Annotated in this window: 22 protein-coding genes; 2 read left to right on the top strand and 20 right to left on the bottom strand. The window is 27.9% G+C overall.

Going from position 1 to position 17,193, the window contains the following annotated elements; all coding sequences use genetic code 11:
- Window position 1 precedes the first annotated feature (1 nt).
- Together rpmF and ACTTBI_RS02445 are read right to left on the bottom strand one after the other, a co-directional pair.
- Window positions 2-184 carry a 50S ribosomal protein L32 gene (gene rpmF / locus ACTTBI_RS02450; RefSeq protein WP_023853776.1) on the bottom strand — a complete coding sequence of 61 codons (183 nt, stop codon included), beginning with the start codon at window positions 182-184 and terminating at the stop codon, window positions 2-4.
- 2 nt (window positions 185-186) lie between these two features.
- On the bottom strand, window positions 187-654 hold the full coding sequence (locus ACTTBI_RS02445) for a ubiquinol-cytochrome C chaperone family protein (protein WP_440652412.1): 468 nt from the start codon (window positions 652-654) through the stop codon (window positions 187-189).
- Between ACTTBI_RS02445 and bamE the strand changes: the two genes are divergently transcribed.
- Complete coding sequence (bamE, locus tag ACTTBI_RS02440) at window positions 653-1,135, top strand: outer membrane protein assembly factor BamE domain-containing protein (RefSeq protein ID WP_440652411.1); 483 nt, start codon at window positions 653-655, stop codon at window positions 1,133-1,135. The two genes, ACTTBI_RS02445 and bamE, sit on opposite strands and share 2 nt — an antisense overlap.
- On the opposite strand, the gene ACTTBI_RS02435 is transcribed toward bamE, so the two are convergent.
- The 11 genes from ACTTBI_RS02435 to ACTTBI_RS02385 all read right to left on the bottom strand — a co-directional run bounded on the left by ACTTBI_RS02435 (window position 1,122) and on the right by ACTTBI_RS02385 (window position 10,650).
- Window positions 1,122-3,227: a sodium-translocating pyrophosphatase gene (locus ACTTBI_RS02435; RefSeq protein ID WP_440652410.1), complete on the bottom strand. Its 2,106-nt coding sequence runs from the start codon at window positions 3,225-3,227 to the stop codon at window positions 1,122-1,124. The genes bamE and ACTTBI_RS02435 overlap by 14 nt on opposite strands.
- Before the next feature lie 76 nt (window positions 3,228-3,303).
- Complete coding sequence (gene thiL, locus ACTTBI_RS02430) at window positions 3,304-4,263, bottom strand: thiamine-phosphate kinase (RefSeq protein ID WP_440652409.1); 960 nt, start codon at window positions 4,261-4,263, stop codon at window positions 3,304-3,306.
- Complete coding sequence (locus ACTTBI_RS02425; protein WP_262589163.1) at window positions 4,256-4,657, bottom strand: transcription antitermination factor NusB; 402 nt, start codon at window positions 4,655-4,657, stop codon at window positions 4,256-4,258. The genes thiL and ACTTBI_RS02425 overlap by 8 nt, the downstream gene beginning before the upstream one ends.
- Window positions 4,654-5,043: a 6,7-dimethyl-8-ribityllumazine synthase gene (gene ribH / locus ACTTBI_RS02420; protein WP_440652408.1), complete on the bottom strand. Its 390-nt coding sequence runs from the start codon at window positions 5,041-5,043 to the stop codon at window positions 4,654-4,656. Before ribH ends, ACTTBI_RS02425 begins: the two co-directional genes overlap by 4 nt.
- Window positions 5,043-6,143 (bottom strand): 3,4-dihydroxy-2-butanone-4-phosphate synthase, encoded by a 1,101-nt coding sequence (ribB, locus tag ACTTBI_RS02415; RefSeq protein WP_262589161.1) that lies wholly within the window; start codon window positions 6,141-6,143, stop codon window positions 5,043-5,045. The genes ribH and ribB overlap by 1 nt, the downstream gene beginning before the upstream one ends.
- Entirely contained in the window at window positions 6,130-6,723 is a 594-nt protein-coding gene (locus tag ACTTBI_RS02410; protein ID WP_440652407.1) for a riboflavin synthase, read from the bottom strand. Before ACTTBI_RS02410 ends, ribB begins: the two co-directional genes overlap by 14 nt.
- Window positions 6,716-7,828 (bottom strand): bifunctional diaminohydroxyphosphoribosylaminopyrimidine deaminase/5-amino-6-(5-phosphoribosylamino)uracil reductase RibD, encoded by a 1,113-nt coding sequence (gene ribD / locus ACTTBI_RS02405; RefSeq protein ID WP_440652406.1) that lies wholly within the window; start codon window positions 7,826-7,828, stop codon window positions 6,716-6,718. Before ribD ends, ACTTBI_RS02410 begins: the two co-directional genes overlap by 8 nt.
- Window positions 7,809-8,267 carry a transcriptional regulator NrdR gene (gene nrdR / locus ACTTBI_RS02400; RefSeq protein WP_075506746.1) on the bottom strand — a complete coding sequence of 153 codons (459 nt, stop codon included), beginning with the start codon at window positions 8,265-8,267 and terminating at the stop codon, window positions 7,809-7,811. The genes ribD and nrdR overlap by 20 nt, the downstream gene beginning before the upstream one ends.
- 3 nt (window positions 8,268-8,270) lie before the next feature.
- Window positions 8,271-9,578 carry a serine hydroxymethyltransferase gene (gene glyA / locus ACTTBI_RS02395; RefSeq protein ID WP_440652405.1) on the bottom strand — a complete coding sequence of 436 codons (1,308 nt, stop codon included), beginning with the start codon at window positions 9,576-9,578 and terminating at the stop codon, window positions 8,271-8,273.
- Between the two features lie 6 nt (window positions 9,579-9,584).
- Window positions 9,585-10,010, bottom strand: coding sequence for a ribose 5-phosphate isomerase B (gene rpiB, locus ACTTBI_RS02390; RefSeq protein WP_440652404.1), 426 nt, complete (start codon window positions 10,008-10,010; stop codon window positions 9,585-9,587).
- Between the two features lies 1 nt (window position 10,011).
- Complete coding sequence (locus tag ACTTBI_RS02385) at window positions 10,012-10,650, bottom strand: aspartyl/asparaginyl beta-hydroxylase domain-containing protein (RefSeq protein ID WP_440652403.1); 639 nt, start codon at window positions 10,648-10,650, stop codon at window positions 10,012-10,014.
- Between the two features lie 73 nt (window positions 10,651-10,723).
- Here ACTTBI_RS02385 and hemB point away from each other — a divergent pair, with 73 nt between their 5' ends.
- Entirely contained in the window at window positions 10,724-11,713 is a 990-nt protein-coding gene (gene hemB, locus ACTTBI_RS02380; RefSeq protein WP_440652402.1) for a porphobilinogen synthase, read from the top strand.
- Here hemB and recO read toward each other — a convergent pair whose 3' ends face one another.
- Genes recO through ACTTBI_RS02345 form a run of 7 tightly spaced genes read right to left on the bottom strand, consistent with a single transcriptional unit; the run spans window position 11,714 to window position 17,186 of the window.
- On the bottom strand, window positions 11,714-12,394 hold the full coding sequence (gene recO / locus ACTTBI_RS02375; RefSeq protein ID WP_440652401.1) for a DNA repair protein RecO: 681 nt from the start codon (window positions 12,392-12,394) through the stop codon (window positions 11,714-11,716).
- 1 nt (window position 12,395) lies between these two features.
- Window positions 12,396-13,061: a ribonuclease III gene (rnc, locus tag ACTTBI_RS02370; RefSeq protein WP_440652400.1), complete on the bottom strand. Its 666-nt coding sequence runs from the start codon at window positions 13,059-13,061 to the stop codon at window positions 12,396-12,398.
- Window positions 13,061-13,798 (bottom strand): signal peptidase I, encoded by a 738-nt coding sequence (gene lepB, locus ACTTBI_RS02365; RefSeq protein ID WP_440652399.1) that lies wholly within the window; start codon window positions 13,796-13,798, stop codon window positions 13,061-13,063. The genes rnc and lepB overlap by 1 nt, the downstream gene beginning before the upstream one ends.
- Complete coding sequence (gene acpS, locus ACTTBI_RS02360) at window positions 13,798-14,181, bottom strand: holo-ACP synthase (protein WP_440652398.1); 384 nt, start codon at window positions 14,179-14,181, stop codon at window positions 13,798-13,800. The genes lepB and acpS overlap by 1 nt, the downstream gene beginning before the upstream one ends.
- Window positions 14,181-14,900, bottom strand: a complete 720-nt coding sequence (locus ACTTBI_RS02355) for a pyridoxine 5'-phosphate synthase (protein WP_440652397.1) — start codon at window positions 14,898-14,900, stop codon at window positions 14,181-14,183. Before ACTTBI_RS02355 ends, acpS begins: the two co-directional genes overlap by 1 nt.
- Window positions 14,897-15,484, bottom strand: a complete 588-nt coding sequence (pyrE, locus tag ACTTBI_RS02350) for an orotate phosphoribosyltransferase (RefSeq protein ID WP_440652396.1) — start codon at window positions 15,482-15,484, stop codon at window positions 14,897-14,899. Before pyrE ends, ACTTBI_RS02355 begins: the two co-directional genes overlap by 4 nt.
- Window positions 15,441-17,186: a RelA/SpoT family protein gene (locus ACTTBI_RS02345; RefSeq protein WP_440652395.1), complete on the bottom strand. Its 1,746-nt coding sequence runs from the start codon at window positions 17,184-17,186 to the stop codon at window positions 15,441-15,443. Before ACTTBI_RS02345 ends, pyrE begins: the two co-directional genes overlap by 44 nt.
- Window positions 17,187-17,193: the final 7 nt, after the last annotated feature.

Genomic DNA, 17,193 nt, shown 5'->3' with positions numbered 1-17,193 from the left:
ACTATTCTTTTGGGTCTAAAACTTGTCTACCCTTATACATACCAGTTTTTAAATCTAGATGATGAGAAAGTCTGTATTCACCTGATTTTTTATCCTCAACTATATTTTTAGTTGAAAATTTCATTGTTTGTGCTCTTCTCATTCCAGTTCTGGAAGGGGTTTGTTTTCGTTTTGGTACAGCCATAATTATGGGTTACTTACACTTTTTAAATAAGAATTCAAAGTTTTTTTTGATAAATTTAAGTTAAATTGCTCAAAATATTTAAGTAAATCAGCAATATTATTAAAATCCTCTAAAAATATTGATAATTTTTCAATTTTATCTGATTTCGATAAATTTTCCCAAAAATGAATCTCAGAAACCATAGAATGAAACAAATTAATATAATCTTTCATTTTTTTATTTATAGATTGGTCTCCATATCCAATCTCTCTAATACTCAATTCTAATTGCCTAAAGTTAAAATCGTAAATTTCTTGTAGTATTTTTTTATTTTCCTCACTTTGATAATTTTTTAAAAAAAATGAAAAATGGAGTAAAAATAAAGTTAATCTATCTGAAAAACTATCTTCCCTATTTAAGTTTTTATATAAATCTTTATTTCTAGTGAAATTAATTAAAATGTTATAAATATGGATATATTCTTTTGTCATGAATAAATTATATATATTTTTTTTATTTTTAATACTTTCAAATTGCACTTTTAAACCAGTTATTGATCATCATGGAGTGCATTTTTTAGAAAAAAAACAGTTGGATATTATAGAAAACAAAACAAATAAAAACGATATAATCAAAAAACTTGGTTTTCCTTCAACTACAAGTAAGTTCGATAATGATGTTTGGATCTATATTGAAAGGAAACAAACTCAATCTAAATTTTCAAATTTAGGAAAAATGAAAATATACAAAAATGATATTTTGGTATTAGAAATTGATAAATATGGATTACTTAAGAAAAAAAATTTTTATAACAAAGATGATATGAAGAAAATTATTGCAGCAAAAACAACAACAGAATCGGACTTTAGGAAAAATTCGTTTTTATATGATTTTATGTCTAGTATGAGACAAAAGCTTAATGACCCTCTTGGAACGAGGGCCAAAAAACGTAAAGAAATTAGCCAGCGATAACTGCTAATAGTAATAAAGCTACAATATTTGTAATCTTAATCATTGGATTAACAGCAGGACCTGCCGTATCTTTATAAGGATCTCCAACAGTATCTCCGGTTACAGCAGCTTTATGAGCCTCTGATCCTTTTCCACCATGATTTCCATCTTCAATATATTTTTTAGCATTATCCCATGCACCACCTCCGGCAGTCATAGAGACAGCCACAAATAGTCCAGTGATTATAACTCCTAAAAGCATAGCGCCCACTGCAGCTAAAGCAGCTACCTGACCACCTATTGAAAATATTACAAAATATAAAACTACGGGTGATAATACAGGTAATAATGATGGGATTATCATTTCCTTAATTGCTGCAACAGTTAGTAAATCAACTAATTTTGCATAATCAGGCTTTTGCTTTCTTTTCATTATGCCTGGAAATTTTTTAAACTGTCTTCTCACTTCAACTACAACAGCACCACCTGCTCTTCCAACAGCTTGCATACCCATAGAACCAAATAAGTATGGTAACATTCCACCAATTAATAGACCAACGACAACATAGGGATTTGATAAATCAAAAGTTACAACTATTCCTTCAAGAGCTGATCCTGCTTCTTTAGAAAAATGTTTAATATCTTCAGTGTAAGCTGCAAATAAAACTAGCGCTCCTAAACCAGCAGAACCAATGGCATATCCTTTCGTAACAGCTTTAGTAGTATTACCAACAGCATCTAGAGCATCAGTAGTTTTTCTAACTTTTTTATCCAAGTTAGACATTTCAGCTATTCCTCCAGCATTGTCAGTTACTGGGCCATAAGCATCTAAAGCAACAACCATTCCAGCTAATGCAAGCATTGTTGTAACAGCAATTGCAATACCAAATAGGCCAGCAATAGAATTTGTAATTAAGATACCAGCAACAATGATTAATGCAGGTATAGCTGTTGCTTCCATTGAAACAGCCAAACCTTGAATAACATTAGTTCCATGACCAGTTGTTGATGATAAAGCAACAGACTTAACAGGTCTATAATTTGTTCCAGTGTAATATTCTGTAATCCAGATTAGTAAACCAGTAATAACTAAACCAATTACTCCACAATAATATAAATCCATTCCATTAAACGTATTTCCATTAACAGTGTATTCATTTGTAAAACCAATAACGTGATCTGTTACAGGCCAAAGAATAGCCAATGATGCAACAGCAGATACAATAAATCCTTTATACAATGCGTTCATCACATTGTTGTCTTTTCCAAGTTTAACAAAGAATGTACCTATAATAGATGTTAATAAACAGGCAGCACCAATCGTAAGAGGATAAATCATCATATTGAGATCACCTACAAAGAAAATTGATGATAAAACCATGGTAGCAACAATAGTAACCGCATATGTTTCAAATAAATCAGCTGCCATACCTGCACAGTCACCAACATTATCTCCAACGTTATCCGCAATTACAGCTGGATTTCTAGGATCATCTTCAGGAATACCGGCTTCAACTTTACCAACTAGATCGGCACCTACATCTGCACCTTTAGTGAAAATACCTCCACCTAATCTTGCAAAAATTGAAATTAAAGAAGCACCAAAACCTAAAGCAACTAGAGCATTTACAATCTCTCTCTCATCAACTTCATATTTAAGTAATAAAAAATAATAAACTGCTATAGCCAACAATGCTAAACCAGCAACCAACATACCAGTTACAGCACCAGATTTAAAAGCAACTGATAGACCTTGAGCTAGACCTTTTCTTGAAGCTTCAGCAGTTCTAACATTAGCTTCTACAGAAACTAACATACCAACATATCCTGCAATACCAGATAATGCTGCACCTATTAAATAACCAAGACCGACTAATGGACTAAACGCAATACTAACAATTACAAGAACAGCTGCACCAACAATTGCAATTGTTTTGTATTGTCTTGCTAGATAAGCTTTTGCTCCGATTTGAATAGCTGAAGCAATATCTTGCATTTTTGCATTTCCTGCACTTGAATTTAAAATGTTTTTTCCAGTTAAAAATCCATAAACGATAGATAAAAAACCAGCTCCGATTGTGTATAATAAAATAGTTTCGACAGTTGCGCTCATATAACCCTTAGTTGTTGGTTGTTAATTTTTTAAGCCCGGACAATACAAAAAAAGTCAAAAAAGACAATAATTAACTTCAAAATTGGTGGATATAACCACCTGTAATATTGGCGATTTCTCTGTCTTTTTGATCTAAAATTAAAGACTTATTTTTACCAGATAAAATAGTTCCTATTTTAGAAATTTTCACACCAAGAGATTTACTTAATTTATTTATGATTCTGGCATTGTTTGGTCTAGCAGTAAACAAAATTTGATAATCATCTCCATTAGAAACTAGATCAATTTTTTTTAAATTCTTGCTTTTAATTAGGTTGTTAAGATTTCTTGATACAGGAATAAATTTTTCATAAATTTTATAAGAAACATTTTGCTTGTTTATTAATTTATTCAAGTCTGCGATTAAACCATCAGATATATCCATAGAACTAGTTGCTAGAGAAAGTAAATTTTTAGAAAACTTATTTTGGATATCGGGCATATAATATTTATCGATAAAATACTTAGTTTTAGATTTATTCAACTTAATTTTATTTTTTAAAATCTGCAGTCCGATAAAACTATCACCTAAATTTCCTGTAACATATATATCATTATTTACATTAGATTGATTTCTATAGATTATTTTTTTTGAGTAACCAACTGAGGTTATTGTAAAGCTAAGTTTATTAGAAAAAGTTGTATCCCCTCCTCCTAATAATAAATCATATTTTTTCTGCTCTTCCCTTAAAGAATTGGATATTTTTTTAAGATTGTTTTTTGTAAAGTTTTTTTTGTTCCCTGATCCAGCAATAAAATAATATTTTGGCTTAACTCCTTTACAAATCAAATCAGAAATTGAAGATCTTAAAATTTTTTTAATAACTAAATCTGGTCTTTTAAAATCTATAAAATGTGTACCTATGTTGTATGTGTCTACTGAAATAACTAATCCTTTTTTTTTATCAAAAAAAACATCATCATTTAAACTTAAAGCAGCTTTATTTTTTTTAGAAATATTAGAAAAATAATTATTTATTAATTCAAATTCATGCATTTGTTCTTAATTTTTTTCCAACATTATCAAGCAAAGCATTTAGGTACTTAGTTTGTGAATTTTCTAAGAAATAATTTGATGAATTTAAATACTCTTTAATAATAATGTTTAAGGATAAATTAGGTTTGTACATTAATTCGTATGTAGCAGCTTTTAAAATAGTTTGAAAAACCTTATCTAAATTTTCAAAGACAAATTCATCACCTAATTTATTTTTTAATTCATCTATAATTAGATCATTTCTTTCGATAGTTCCTAGTACAATATCTTTAATAAATTTTTTAAATCTGTGTTTTGGAAACTGTAATTCATCATCTTCGTTATAAAATTTACCATAGAGTTTTTGAATTATTATAACCCTAGGATTATTTTTTGGATTAAAATGTGTTCTCATTTTTGAGATAGAACAGAAATTACTGCTTCAGCTGCTTCTGCACCTTTTTTCTTTCTCGCTTTAGCTTGAGACATATTCAAACAAGTAATTATTCCATTCCCAATTGGTTTTTTACTTGAAATTGATAATTCCATAATACCATTAGTTGCCACTTGAGAAATAAAATCAAAGTGAGGAGTTTGACCCTTAATAACACAGCCTAAAGCTAAAAAGGCATCATGCTTATTTATGTTTTTTGAAATAGTTACTGGGATTTCAAAAGCTCCTGGAACATTAATAACTTTTATATTATTTTTTTTTGAGATTAATTTTAAGGCACTTTTAAGTAGTCCATCTGCAATATCTTTGTAATAATCAGCTATAACAATTAAAATTTTTTTCTTCATTATATCAATTCTTGTTTAGTAATTTTTATACCATAACCATCTAAACCAATAACTTTTTTTGGGGATTTTGTGATTAATATCATATTTTTAATTTTCAAATCTTTTATAATTTGAGCTCCAATTCCGTAATTTCTTATTAATTTATCATTACCCTTTTTATAAAAATCTTTATTTTTATAATCTTTTAGAGTTTGTGTTACAGATTTTAAATTAGAGTCTTTAATAAAGATTAATACACAATTGTTATATTTTTTAAAATAATTCAAAGTTTTGTTAAATGAGTTTGGTAATTGTTGATTAATTAAATAATTTTGAACTACATTTGAAGAGATCACTCTTACCCTTGGGGTAATACCCTTTTTTATTTTTCCTTTAATTAGAGCAAAATGTTCTGCACCATCAATTAAATTTTCATAAATTCGAATATTATACTTTTGATCTTTTACAATTATTGAGCTTTGTTTTTTTAATTTAATTAATTTTTCTTTTTTAAGTCTATAAGCAATCAAATCTTCAATCTTACCTATTTTAAGTTTGTGCTTATTTGCAAAATTAAATAAATCGTTACCTTTGGCCATTGTTCCATCTTCGTTCATAATTTCACAAATAACAGCTGAATTATTTTTTTTTGCTAATTTTGAGATATCAACTGAAGCTTCTGTATGCCCAGCTCTAACAAGTACACCTCCATCTTTTGCTATTATTGGAAAAACATGACCTGGAGATACAATTTCATTTTTGTTAGCATTTTTCTTTGAAGCAACTTTAATTGTTTTGGCTCTATCCTTCGCTGAAATTCCAGTTGTAATTCCCTTTTTAGCTTCGATAGAAATAGTAAATGCAGTTTTATTTCTTGATTGATTAATTGGTGACATTAATGAAAGGTTTAATTTTTTAGCCTGAACACTATCTAGAGCTAAACAAATTAAACCTCTGCCATACTTGGCCATAAAATTTATATTTTTTGAATTAGTATCTGATGTGGATATTACTAAATCGCCTTCATTTTCTCTTTTTTCATCATCAACTAAAATGAACATTCCACCTTTTCTAGCAATACTGATAATAGTTTCTATTGATGCAAAATTATTTTTTGTCATTAAAATAATTTCTTACATATTTAGACAAGATATCAATCTCAATATTTACTAAACTAGATTTTTTTAAAGTAGATAAGTTAGTCTCTTTATACGTATGTGGAATAATCCAAATTTGGAAACCTTTTTTTGTAATTTTTGAAATTGTAAGAGAGATACCATTTACACATATAGACGCCTTCTCTATTAAATGTTTTCTCTCCTTTTTTGGTATCTCAAAATCAAAAAGATAAGATTTATCTATTTTATTAATACTATTAACTATTCCAACCGTATCAACATGACCCTGACAAATATGGCCAGAAATTTTAGTTCCATATTTCAAAGGTAACTCTAAGTTCAAAACATCATTTATTTTGAGAAATTTAAATTTGGATCTAATTAAAGTTTCATTAGACAAATAAAACTCCATTATTTTTGATTTATACGAAATTAGTGTGAGACACACTCCATCACATGAAACTGACAATCCTATATCTTTTGATGAAACCTTTAAGCTACTTTTAACAAATATATTGATACCTTTTGGTCTTTTGGCAATTCTTTTGACAATACCTTGGTTATATATAATTCCGTTAAACATAATTTTTATATAAATCTATTTTATCTTTTTTTAAATTAAGATTTAGTTTTGACTTATATCTGTATTTTGATTTTAAAGTATTAAAACTGTTAAATTCAACAAATTCTGTATTTTTAGGTAAATTATTTGAACTTTTAAACAAATAAAATTTATTAAAAATTTTATCATTTATGAATGATTTTGTAAGTTTATCTCCACCTTCAACCAATAAATTTCTACTTCCTAAAGAATAAAGTTTTTTTAATATTTCTTTTAATTTGAATTCTTTATTTTTATTAATTTTGGATTTAATTAATAAGACTTTTTTAGATTTAAATAATGAGATTTTTGATTTCGTTGCTTTATTATAAAAAATAATTGTTTTTATTTCAGTTGCAGATTTTATTAAGTAAGATTTTGGATTAGAATTTAGATTACTGTCTAAAATAACTCTTATAGGTGAAAAATTATTTTTGTTTTTAAGTCTACAATTAAGTTTTGGATTATCCTTATTTAAGGTTTTGTATGAAATTAATATCGTATCATTTTTGTATCTTAAAAAATGTGAAAATTTATCAGAATAAATATTAGTAATTTTTTGCTTTTCTTTACTATAAATTAAATTGTTCTTTGAAACTGCAATTTTACCTATAACAAAAGGTATTTTATGTTTTCTGTTAAAAAAATAAGGATAGTAAAACCGACTGATTTCATTTTTTAAAAGATTTTTTCTAACTTTTATTTTACTTGATTTTAATACTTTAAAAGATTTGCCACTAACACGTTCATCAATATCAGAAATTGAATAAATAACTTCTGATATTTTTGATTTAATAATTAAATTAGTACAAGGTGGTGTTTTTCCTTTATGACAACATGGCTCTAATGTTACATACATCTTTGAGCCAGCAACATTTTCAATAGAGTCTTTAATTGCATTACGTTCAGCGTGAGGTCTTCCATCATATGAAGTCTGTCCTATAGAAATAATTTTATTATTTTTAACAATTACACATCCAACAGATGGATTAGTACCGGTTAAACCTTCGCGGGCAATTGCCAAATTAAGGGCAATTTGCATGAATTGTTTATCTTTACTGTTAAAATTATCTTTTTTTGTAGACATCTAATCTGTCCACGAATTGCACAAAGTCTTTTTCTTCTCTAAAATTTCTATAAACGGAAGCAAAACGCACGTACGCTACAGGATCAAGCTCTTTTAATCCTTCCATAACCATTGTTCCAATTGTACTTGTTGATATTTCTGTTTGTCCAAGTTCTTCTAATGATCTTGAGATTTTACTTATAAATTTTTCTGCAGTTTCAGTATCAATTGGTCTCTTTTTTAATGCTATATAGATTGATTTAGATAATTTATCTCTGTCAAAAGAAGATTTTCTTCCATTTTTTTTAACTACCATTAATTCTCTAAATTGAATTCTTTCAAAGGTAGTAAATCTTTCACCGCATATACATAATCGTCTCCTTCTGATTGCGGTTCCATCTTCAGTTGGTCTAGAGTCTACAACTGATGTATCACCTTTTTTTTCACAAGGACAAATCATTATTTATAAATTTTTATATATTGGGAATGATGAGGTTAGATTAATAACTTCGTTTCTTACTTCGTTTTCAATTTTACTATTATCATCAGGATTTTCAGATAAACCTTTAATAGTTTTTGTTATCAATTCACCCACAGTTTTAAATTCATTTAATCCAAACCCACGTGTAGTAGCCGCTTGAGTGCCCAGTCTAATTCCCGATGTTACCATTGGCTTCTCTGTATCAAAAGGTATTCCATTTTTATTACATGTTATGTTAGCTCTTGATAGACTTTCCGCTGCAAGATTTCCTTTAACATTAAAAGGTCTTAAGTCAACAAGCATTAAATGAGTATCAGTTCCATCTGAATAAATTTTAAATCCATTGTTTTTTAAAGTTTCAGCTAAGATTTTTGCATTAGCTAAAACGGATTTTATATAATCTTGAAATTCTGGTTGAAGAGCTTCTAGAAAACCAGCAGCTTTAGCAGCAATAATATGCATCAAAGGTCCACCTTGATAACCAGGGAAGACAGCTGTGTTAAACTTTTTACCAAGCTCCTCGTCATTAGATAATATTATTCCACCTCTTGCACTTCTAAAAACTTTATGTGTAGTTGAGGTTACAACATGAGCATAATCACATGGATTTGGATAACCTTTACCAGCCACAAGTCCTGAGAAATGTGCCATATCAACCATTAAATAGGCTCCAACTTTGTCAGCTATTTCTCTAAATCTTTTAAAATCTATTACTCGAGAATAAGCACTGCCGCCTGCTATTATTAATTTAGGCTTGTGTTCTAATGCAAATCTTTCAACATTATCATAATCAATAAGCTCAGACTCTTTATCAACGTCATAACCTATAGCGTTAAACCATTTACCTGACATAGATATTTTTAATCCGTGTGTTATGTGTCCACCTGAATTTAAACTCATTCCCATAAATGTATCTCCAGGATTCAATAAAGCTAAAAATACAGCTCCATTTGCTTGGGCTCCAGAGTGAGGTTGTGCATTTGCATATTTACAATTAAATAATTTTTTTAATCTCTCAATTGCAAGACTTTCTGCAACATCTACATGTTCACAACCATTATAGTATCTTTTTCCAGGATATCCTTCGGCATACTTATTAGTTAAAACTGATCCTTGAGCTTCAAGAACTGCTTGTGAAACTATATTTTCTGATGCAATTAATTCTATATGTTGTTGTTGTCTTAAGAGTTCGTCTTTTATAGCTTTATATAATTCAGGGTCCTTGCTTGATAAACCATCTTCAAAGAAACTCTTGTAACTATCGTTTAAATAACTTTTTTCACTAGACATAATTAACTATATTTTTTTTACTCTTTTTAAGTGTCTCCCACCTTCGAACTTTGTATTTAAAAAAATGCTAATAAATTTTAATGCATTTTTTTTAGTTAGTAATCTAGAACCTAATGTAATGATATTTGCATCATTATGCAATCTAGATAATTTAGTCGATTTTTCATTAAAGCATTGAGCGGCTCTAACATTTTTATGTTTATTTGCCGCAATATTCATTCCAGTTCCTGATCCACATACCAAAATACCAATATTTTTTTTAGATGAATTTACTTTTCTTGCAACTTTATGTGCGTAATCTGGGTAATCAACGCTATTCTCATTTGAAGGACCAAAATCTTGGAAATTAATTTTTTTCTTTTCTAAATGAATTTTAATTGCTTCTTTAAGTTTGAAACCAGCATGATCTGAAGAAATAAATATTTTTTTCAAATTAATTGAATTTATAATCTAACACACAAGCCACAAGGTGGACTCTATTCTCTTCACCACCATTAAATGCATTATGATATTTTGTGTTATTAGTCACCCACACAGAACCATCTGCAGGCATATGTTTTGCAACATTATCTATAACCATTAAGCATCCAGGATTAGTTACTATTGGAATGTGCAATCTTGGTTCTGGATCTCTGTGCCAACTTAAAGTTGATCTTGGTTCTTTTAGTAAAATTCTTACTCTACCCAACTTATATTTGCTTGATAAAACATCATAAACTTCTTTAAAATAAGTATTCTCATAATCTTTTATAAATTCAGAATAAGCTGCTTCATCAATTTCAACATCTCTAGAAACTTCTTTTCCAGTTTTATCAGGTTTAGTCCAGTAAACACCTCTAGCTCTATTGCCTTTGATTGAGTCAGGATCACCAGGAATTTGAGTTAATGAAATTGCTCCGAAATGTGTTATCCCAGCATCTTCAAATTTTTTTGTCTTAATAATTTGGTTATAGGCCTCTTGAAGTTTATTTATATCAAATTTCAAGTTTTGTTTTTGAAAATCACTAAAATCTAAAATTCTTTCTTCTTTTTTTAGGTTTAGGTTTACAACTTTTGTGATATCAATGCTCATTAAAATGGTTTTGTACTTAATTTAAGAGTTATTTGTATAATACATTTGTCGCATTAATAAAGTAAATTTAAACATGATTGTGGGAAAATATCCAAGCCTAAGATTAAGAAGAAACAGAAAATCTTCTTGGACTAGAAAACTAGTGCAGGAAAATACCCTAAGTCCTAATGATTTTATTCTTCCAATTTTTCTTATTGATGGAGTAAATAAAAAACAACATATAAAATCGATGCCTGGCGTCTACAGGTATTCAGTGGATAGAATCAGTCAAATTATTGACAAAGCGATAAGCAAAGGAATTCCAATGGTTGCTCTTTTCCCAAATACAAAAAAATCATTAAAAAATGAACTAGGATCAGAAGCACTCAACGAAAATAATCTTGTTTGTAGAGCATCAAGAATGATTAAAAAAAAATACAAAAATCAAATTGGAATTATGTGTGATGTTGCATTGGATCCTTATACCTCTCATGGACATGACGGATTAATCAAATCTGATAAAATTTTAAATGATGAAACAATCCAAGTTTTAATAAACCAATCTTTACTTCAAGCTGAAATGGGTTGTGATGTTTTAGCTCCATCAGATATGATGGATGGGAGGATTGGTAAAATTAGAAAAGCAATCGATCAAAACAATTTCCAAGACGTTCAGATTTTATCTTATGCAGCAAAATATGCATCCAGCTTTTATGGTCCCTTTAGAGATGCTGTGGGATCAAAAAGTTCATTAAAAGGAGATAAAAAAACATATCAAATGGATTTTAGAAATTCTGATGAAGCATTAAGAGAAGTTGCTTTAGATATAAAAGAAGGAGCTGATATGGTTATGGTTAAACCAGGAATGCCATATTTGGATATAATTAAATCAATTAAAGAAAAATTCAAAATCCCAGTTTTTGCGTATCAAGTATCTGGTGAGTACAGTCTGATAGAAAACGCTATAAATAAAAAACTTGTAAATAAAGATGCAGTGTATGAAAGTTTAGTGGCTTTCAAAAGAGCAGGTGCAAATGCGATTGTGAGTTATTACGCTGATCGAATTGACAAAATAATAAAGTAATCACCTTAAAGTATTTAGAAATAACAATCTATTATTAGGAAAATTAATATTGTTTGGTTTTAAAATTGATTTATCTAAATAATCATTAACTAACTTTAAACCTTTTAGTAAAATTTTAATATCCTCAACGTCTTTATCTTTTTCAATAAGAAAGTTTGGAACATATTTTTTTTCATTTGATGATGAAACATAGTAAACAGTTTCGTTATTTTCAGTATCTTTCTCTACTAAGTTTTCTAATTCTAAATCATAACCTAATATTTTGAGTAATTCTAATTCCCAAAATATATATTTTTTTAGCCAATTTTTATCTTGTAAAATTAAAAAGAAATTCTGAATTATGAAAAAAACTTTTTCATTTGATTGTGCATCTGCTGTTAAAATTTTAATCAAATTCATTGCAGAAGTTAAGCATGATAATTTTTGCCTATGATCAAAAAACAGAGGGCTGTAAGCATTTAAAATTTCAACTTTAAAATAACCAATCCTATTTTCATTTTTTGAATTATAATTAACATGCAACTTATTTCCAATTTGCAGATAATTTTTAATTTTTTTTGATGTTCCGCCAAATATGATGCCTGATACTTTACCTTTCTCTTTGGTGAAAATTTCTACAATCAAGGAGTTTTCATTGTATCTATTTTTACTAATCAAAAAACCTTCATCAGACCAATTCATATTATTTATTGAAACTATTTAAACACTCTGTAGCAGCACTTTGCTCAGCATTTTTTTTGGAATTGCCAATGCCAATAAAGTATTTTGTATTAGGTAATTTTACTCCTACTTTAAATACTGGTTTGTGTCTTGGTCCTGTATTTGAGATTAATTTATATTTAGGAAGACTTTTAAATTTTTTTAATGTTTGTTCTTGTAACTTGGTTTTGGCATCAATTTCTGTGACAACGCTATCGCTAATTTTTGCTTCCCACTGATTTAAAATAAATTTTTCAACAATATTGAAACCTTTATCTAGATAAATTGCTCCTATTAAAGCTTCACAACTATCTGCAATAATTTTATCTTCAATTTTTATTTTTTTATTTCTTGGATTAAAAGTTTTTATATATTTTTCTAAATTAATTGATTTTGCAATTTCAAGACAAGATTTTTTATTAACAAGTGAAGCAAATTTTTTATCAAGTATTCCTTCTTTTTCATTAGGATAAATTTCTAATAATTTTTTAGCCATGACGAGACCTAGTACACGATCACCTAAAAATTCAATTTTCTCATTATTTTTAGAGGAATTAAAACTTTTATGAGTAAGAGATTGGTCTAATAAATTTTTGTTTTTAAAAACTATATTTATTTTTTTTTCAAGTTCTTGATATTTTATTTTCATTAATTAATAATATTAAAGGTTCTTTTAAATCTTATAGATTTATGCCATTTCCAAAATTCAATAAAACTTCCTATTTTTTTATCAGATGAAAAAAAAATAAATTGAGCCTTACCAACTAAGTTATCTTTATGAACATAACCAACGCTTGAAAGAAATCTGCTATCTTTAGAGCAATCTCTATTATCACCTAAAAAGAAATAATGATCATCTGGAACTGTAAAAACATCTGAATTTTGATAGGTATAATTTTTTAAATAAACTGTATGAAATTTTTTACCATTAGGTAATTTTTCCTCAAACTTTAAGACATCTATTGTGGTATCTCCACAATAAATTTTTGTTTTAATTGGGATTTTAGATTTAAGTATTTCGCTACTATTTAGATATAAATTGGCATCAATAAACTGAATTTTATCTCCTGGTAGCCCAATTAAACGTTTTATATAATCTGTTCTATTGTCAGCCGGTGTTTTAAATACAATTACATCCCCTCTTTCAGGACTTTTAAACATTATTCTTTTACTAAGTATCGGCGGACTAAAAGGGAAAGAATGTTTGCTATATCCATATGAATATTTAGTAACAAATAATCTGTCACCAACAAGTAATGTGGGTTCCATCGAGGAAGAAGGTATATAAAAGGGTTGCACTAAAAATGATCTAATTATTACTGCGATTATCAAAGCATAAAATAAGGTTTTTATATTTTCTGAAAAAAAGTTTTTATCTAGTTTCATTATGATTGAATGATAACAAATGCTGTTGAGTATTTTTTTTCATCAGAAATGGATAGAAAACAATTATATTTTTTAATTTTAAATTTATTTTGGATCATTTTGGTGATTTTTTTGTTTGTAACATAATTTGGTTTGCCCATTTTATCGTTAACTACTTCTATATCCTTAAAGTTCAATTTCATTCTAAATCCAGTACCCAAAGCTTTTGAAAATGCTTCTTTTGCTGCAAATCTTTTTGAAAAAAAAGCCACTTTATTCTTTATTAAGTATGATTGTCTTTGTTCTCTCACACTATAAACTCTGTTAATAAAAGATTTACTTTTTATAGCTTCTTTAATTCTTTTATTTTCAATTATATCAACTCCAATACCTAAAATTTTCATTAATTTCTAATAATTTTTTTAAAATCTTTAATTACTTTGGGTAGACCATAAAATATCGACTCTCCAATAATAAAATGACCTATGTTGAATTCCTCAATTTCTCTAATTTTTGTTAAAATTTTAGTCGTTTTATAATCTAAACCATGACCCGCATGTACTTCTATATCTAGTTTAGATGCAAGTTTTGAGCATTTTTTAATTCTATTTAATTCGCTTGAAAAACTTTTATGTGACTTAACATAATTAGCTAGTTTTCCAGTGTGAATTTCAACACAATCCACATTTAATTTTTTTGAAAGTTTAATATCATTTAAATTGGGGTTGATAAATAAACTAGTTCTAATATTTGACTTTTTAAATTTAAAAATTATTTCTTTTAATTTTTTATAATTATCTTTTAGATTTAAACCACCTTCTGTAGTTATTTCTTTTCTATTTTCTGGAACAATACAAATGTAATTTGGTTTATATCTTAAAGCTTTTTTAATTATTTCACTATTCATTGAGACTTCAAGATTCACTAACACTTTATTCAAAGAACAAATCTCTTTAGTATCTAAATCATTTATGTGCCTTCTATCTTCTCTCAAATGAATAGTTACTGAATCTGCACCCAACTTTATAGCTTCTTTTGCTGCAAAAACTGGATTGGGATGTTTTTCACCACGTGCATTACGCAGTGTTGCAATATGATCTATATTTACGCCTAGCCTTTTCACTTAATAAATCTACTTCCTGGGGTGGTAATGGGAATTGATTTTAGAGATTTAGGTATATTTTTTAGGTTATAGCTAGGAACATCTATTTTTAAATGAGAAACAATTTTATTTTTTATTTTCAGAGATTTTTTTGTTGATCTGTCAATTATAGAAGCAAATCCAACAAGTCTTGCATTTGATTTTTTTATAAGTTTTACGCATTCCAAACTAGATTTACCAGTCGTAATCACATCTTCTATAATTAAAACTCTTGCTTCCTTTTTTATACTAAAACCTCTTCTGAGAGTAAATTTTCCATTCACTCTTTCGCAAAAAATTGTTTCTTTTTTTAAAATTTTACCAATTTCATAACCTATGATCACACCGCCCATTGCAGGAGCAAGTATTAAATCTATTTTTTTAAAATTTTTTTTAATTTTATTTGCTAATGATTTACAAATTTTGTCAGCTAAATTAGGAAAGCTTAAAAGTTTAGCACATTGAATATACTTTGGAGAGTGTAGTCCTGAGGATAAAACAAAATGTCCTTCTAATAACGCATCAGTCTTTTTTAAAATATTTAAGGATTTTTTGAGTGAAAGCATTTCTTTTTTCTTCGTGTCTAATTATCTTAAATTTTATACCTTTTTGCTTTAGCTCTGCAATAAAATTTGTAAAATTCTTAAGATTTCTGATTATTAATCTAAATTTAAAATTAATATAATTTGGATTTTTACCCGCCATCTCTAAATTAGAAATGTTAAGTTTATGACTTCCAATTAAAGAACTGATATCACCAAGTTGACCAGGTTTATCAGGTAATGAAATCCAAAGTGTAGTGTTATATTTTTTTGTTTTTTCCTCTTTTTGTTCACCTTTGTCATGCCAATATCTTCTAATAGCAGCTCTTGCTTTACCTGTTTTGGTGGTAGGTATCCAATGCAGAGATGGTGAACTATTTTTAGATGTTAAAATGTTAACCCTATCACCATTTCTTAATATTGTTTGTAATTCACAGTTATTTCCATTTACTTCACAACCAATTGCGGAATTACCGATTTTAGTGTGAACAGCATAAGCAAAATCAATTGCTGTTGCATCTTTTGGTAATTTAATTACAGATCCTTTTGGTGTGAAGCAAAAGACATTTTCCTGAAACATTTGAAGCTTTGTATACTCATACGAGTCCTCAGGATTTTCATTTTTTTCAATAATCTCCACCAAATCTTTTAACCAATCATACTCTTTCCAACTTAATGAATTAAATTTTTCAGAGGATTTATATTGCCAATGCGATGCAACACCTCTTTGTGCAAAGTCATGCATTTTTTTTGTTCTAATTTGAATCTCTATAGGCTTTTTATTTGAACCAATAACTGAAGTATGAATTGACTTATATCCATTTATTTTAGGCGAAGAGATGTAATCTTTAAATTTACCAGGAATACAGTTCCATTTCTTATGAAATATACCAAGAGTTTTATAACAGTCATCAATAGTATCTAATATAATTCTAAAGCCAATGATGTCTGTTATCTGCTCTAATGAAACTCTTTTTTTTTGAACTTTTCTCCATATTGAAAATGGAGTTTTTTCTCTTCCATAAATTTCAGCATTAATTTCGTGATCATTCAATATTTCACTGAGTTCATATGATTGTTCTTCAAAAATATCTTTTCTATCTAATTTTATTTCATCAAGTCTTTTTTTTATTAATTTTCTTGCATCGTAATTTAAAATTTCAAACGATAAATCTTCAAGCTCATCACGTATTCTGTGCATACCCATTCTGTCTGCCAATGGAGCATAAATTTCCATTGTTTCTTGAGCAATCCTTTGTCTTTTTTCTGCTTTAGTAATTGCTTTAATCGTTCTCATGTTGTGCAATCTGTCTGCAATTTTTACTAACAAAACTCTAATATCTTTTGATGTTGCTAAAATTAATTTTCTAAAATTTTCTACTTTAGAATTTGATCCAGCTGTATTTTCAAAAACAGATATTTTAGTGACACCATCTACTAAGTCAGCAACCTCATCACCAAATTCAGCTTTTATTGTTTCATAAGTTGCAAAGGTATCTTCAATAGTGTCATGCAATAACCCAGTGGCAATTGTAGCACTGTCTAATTTTAACTCTGTTAAAATATTTGCAACTTCAATTGGATGTACAGAGTAAGGATCACCGGAAGCTCTCTTTTGACTCTTATGGGCCTTTACAGCAAAATTATAAGCTTTATCTAATTTTTCAGGATTTAAAAATTTATTATAATTTTTAACTTTATTAATTAGTTCATTAGAATTTAGCATAACCCTA

The organism is Candidatus Pelagibacter sp. HIMB1542 (genome assembly GCF_052047835.1).
In the GTDB taxonomy this organism is placed as follows: domain Bacteria; phylum Pseudomonadota; class Alphaproteobacteria; order Pelagibacterales; family Pelagibacteraceae; genus Pelagibacter.
The sequence above is the reverse complement of the archived record's forward strand: the minus strand, read 5'-3'. Positions and strand labels throughout refer to the sequence as shown.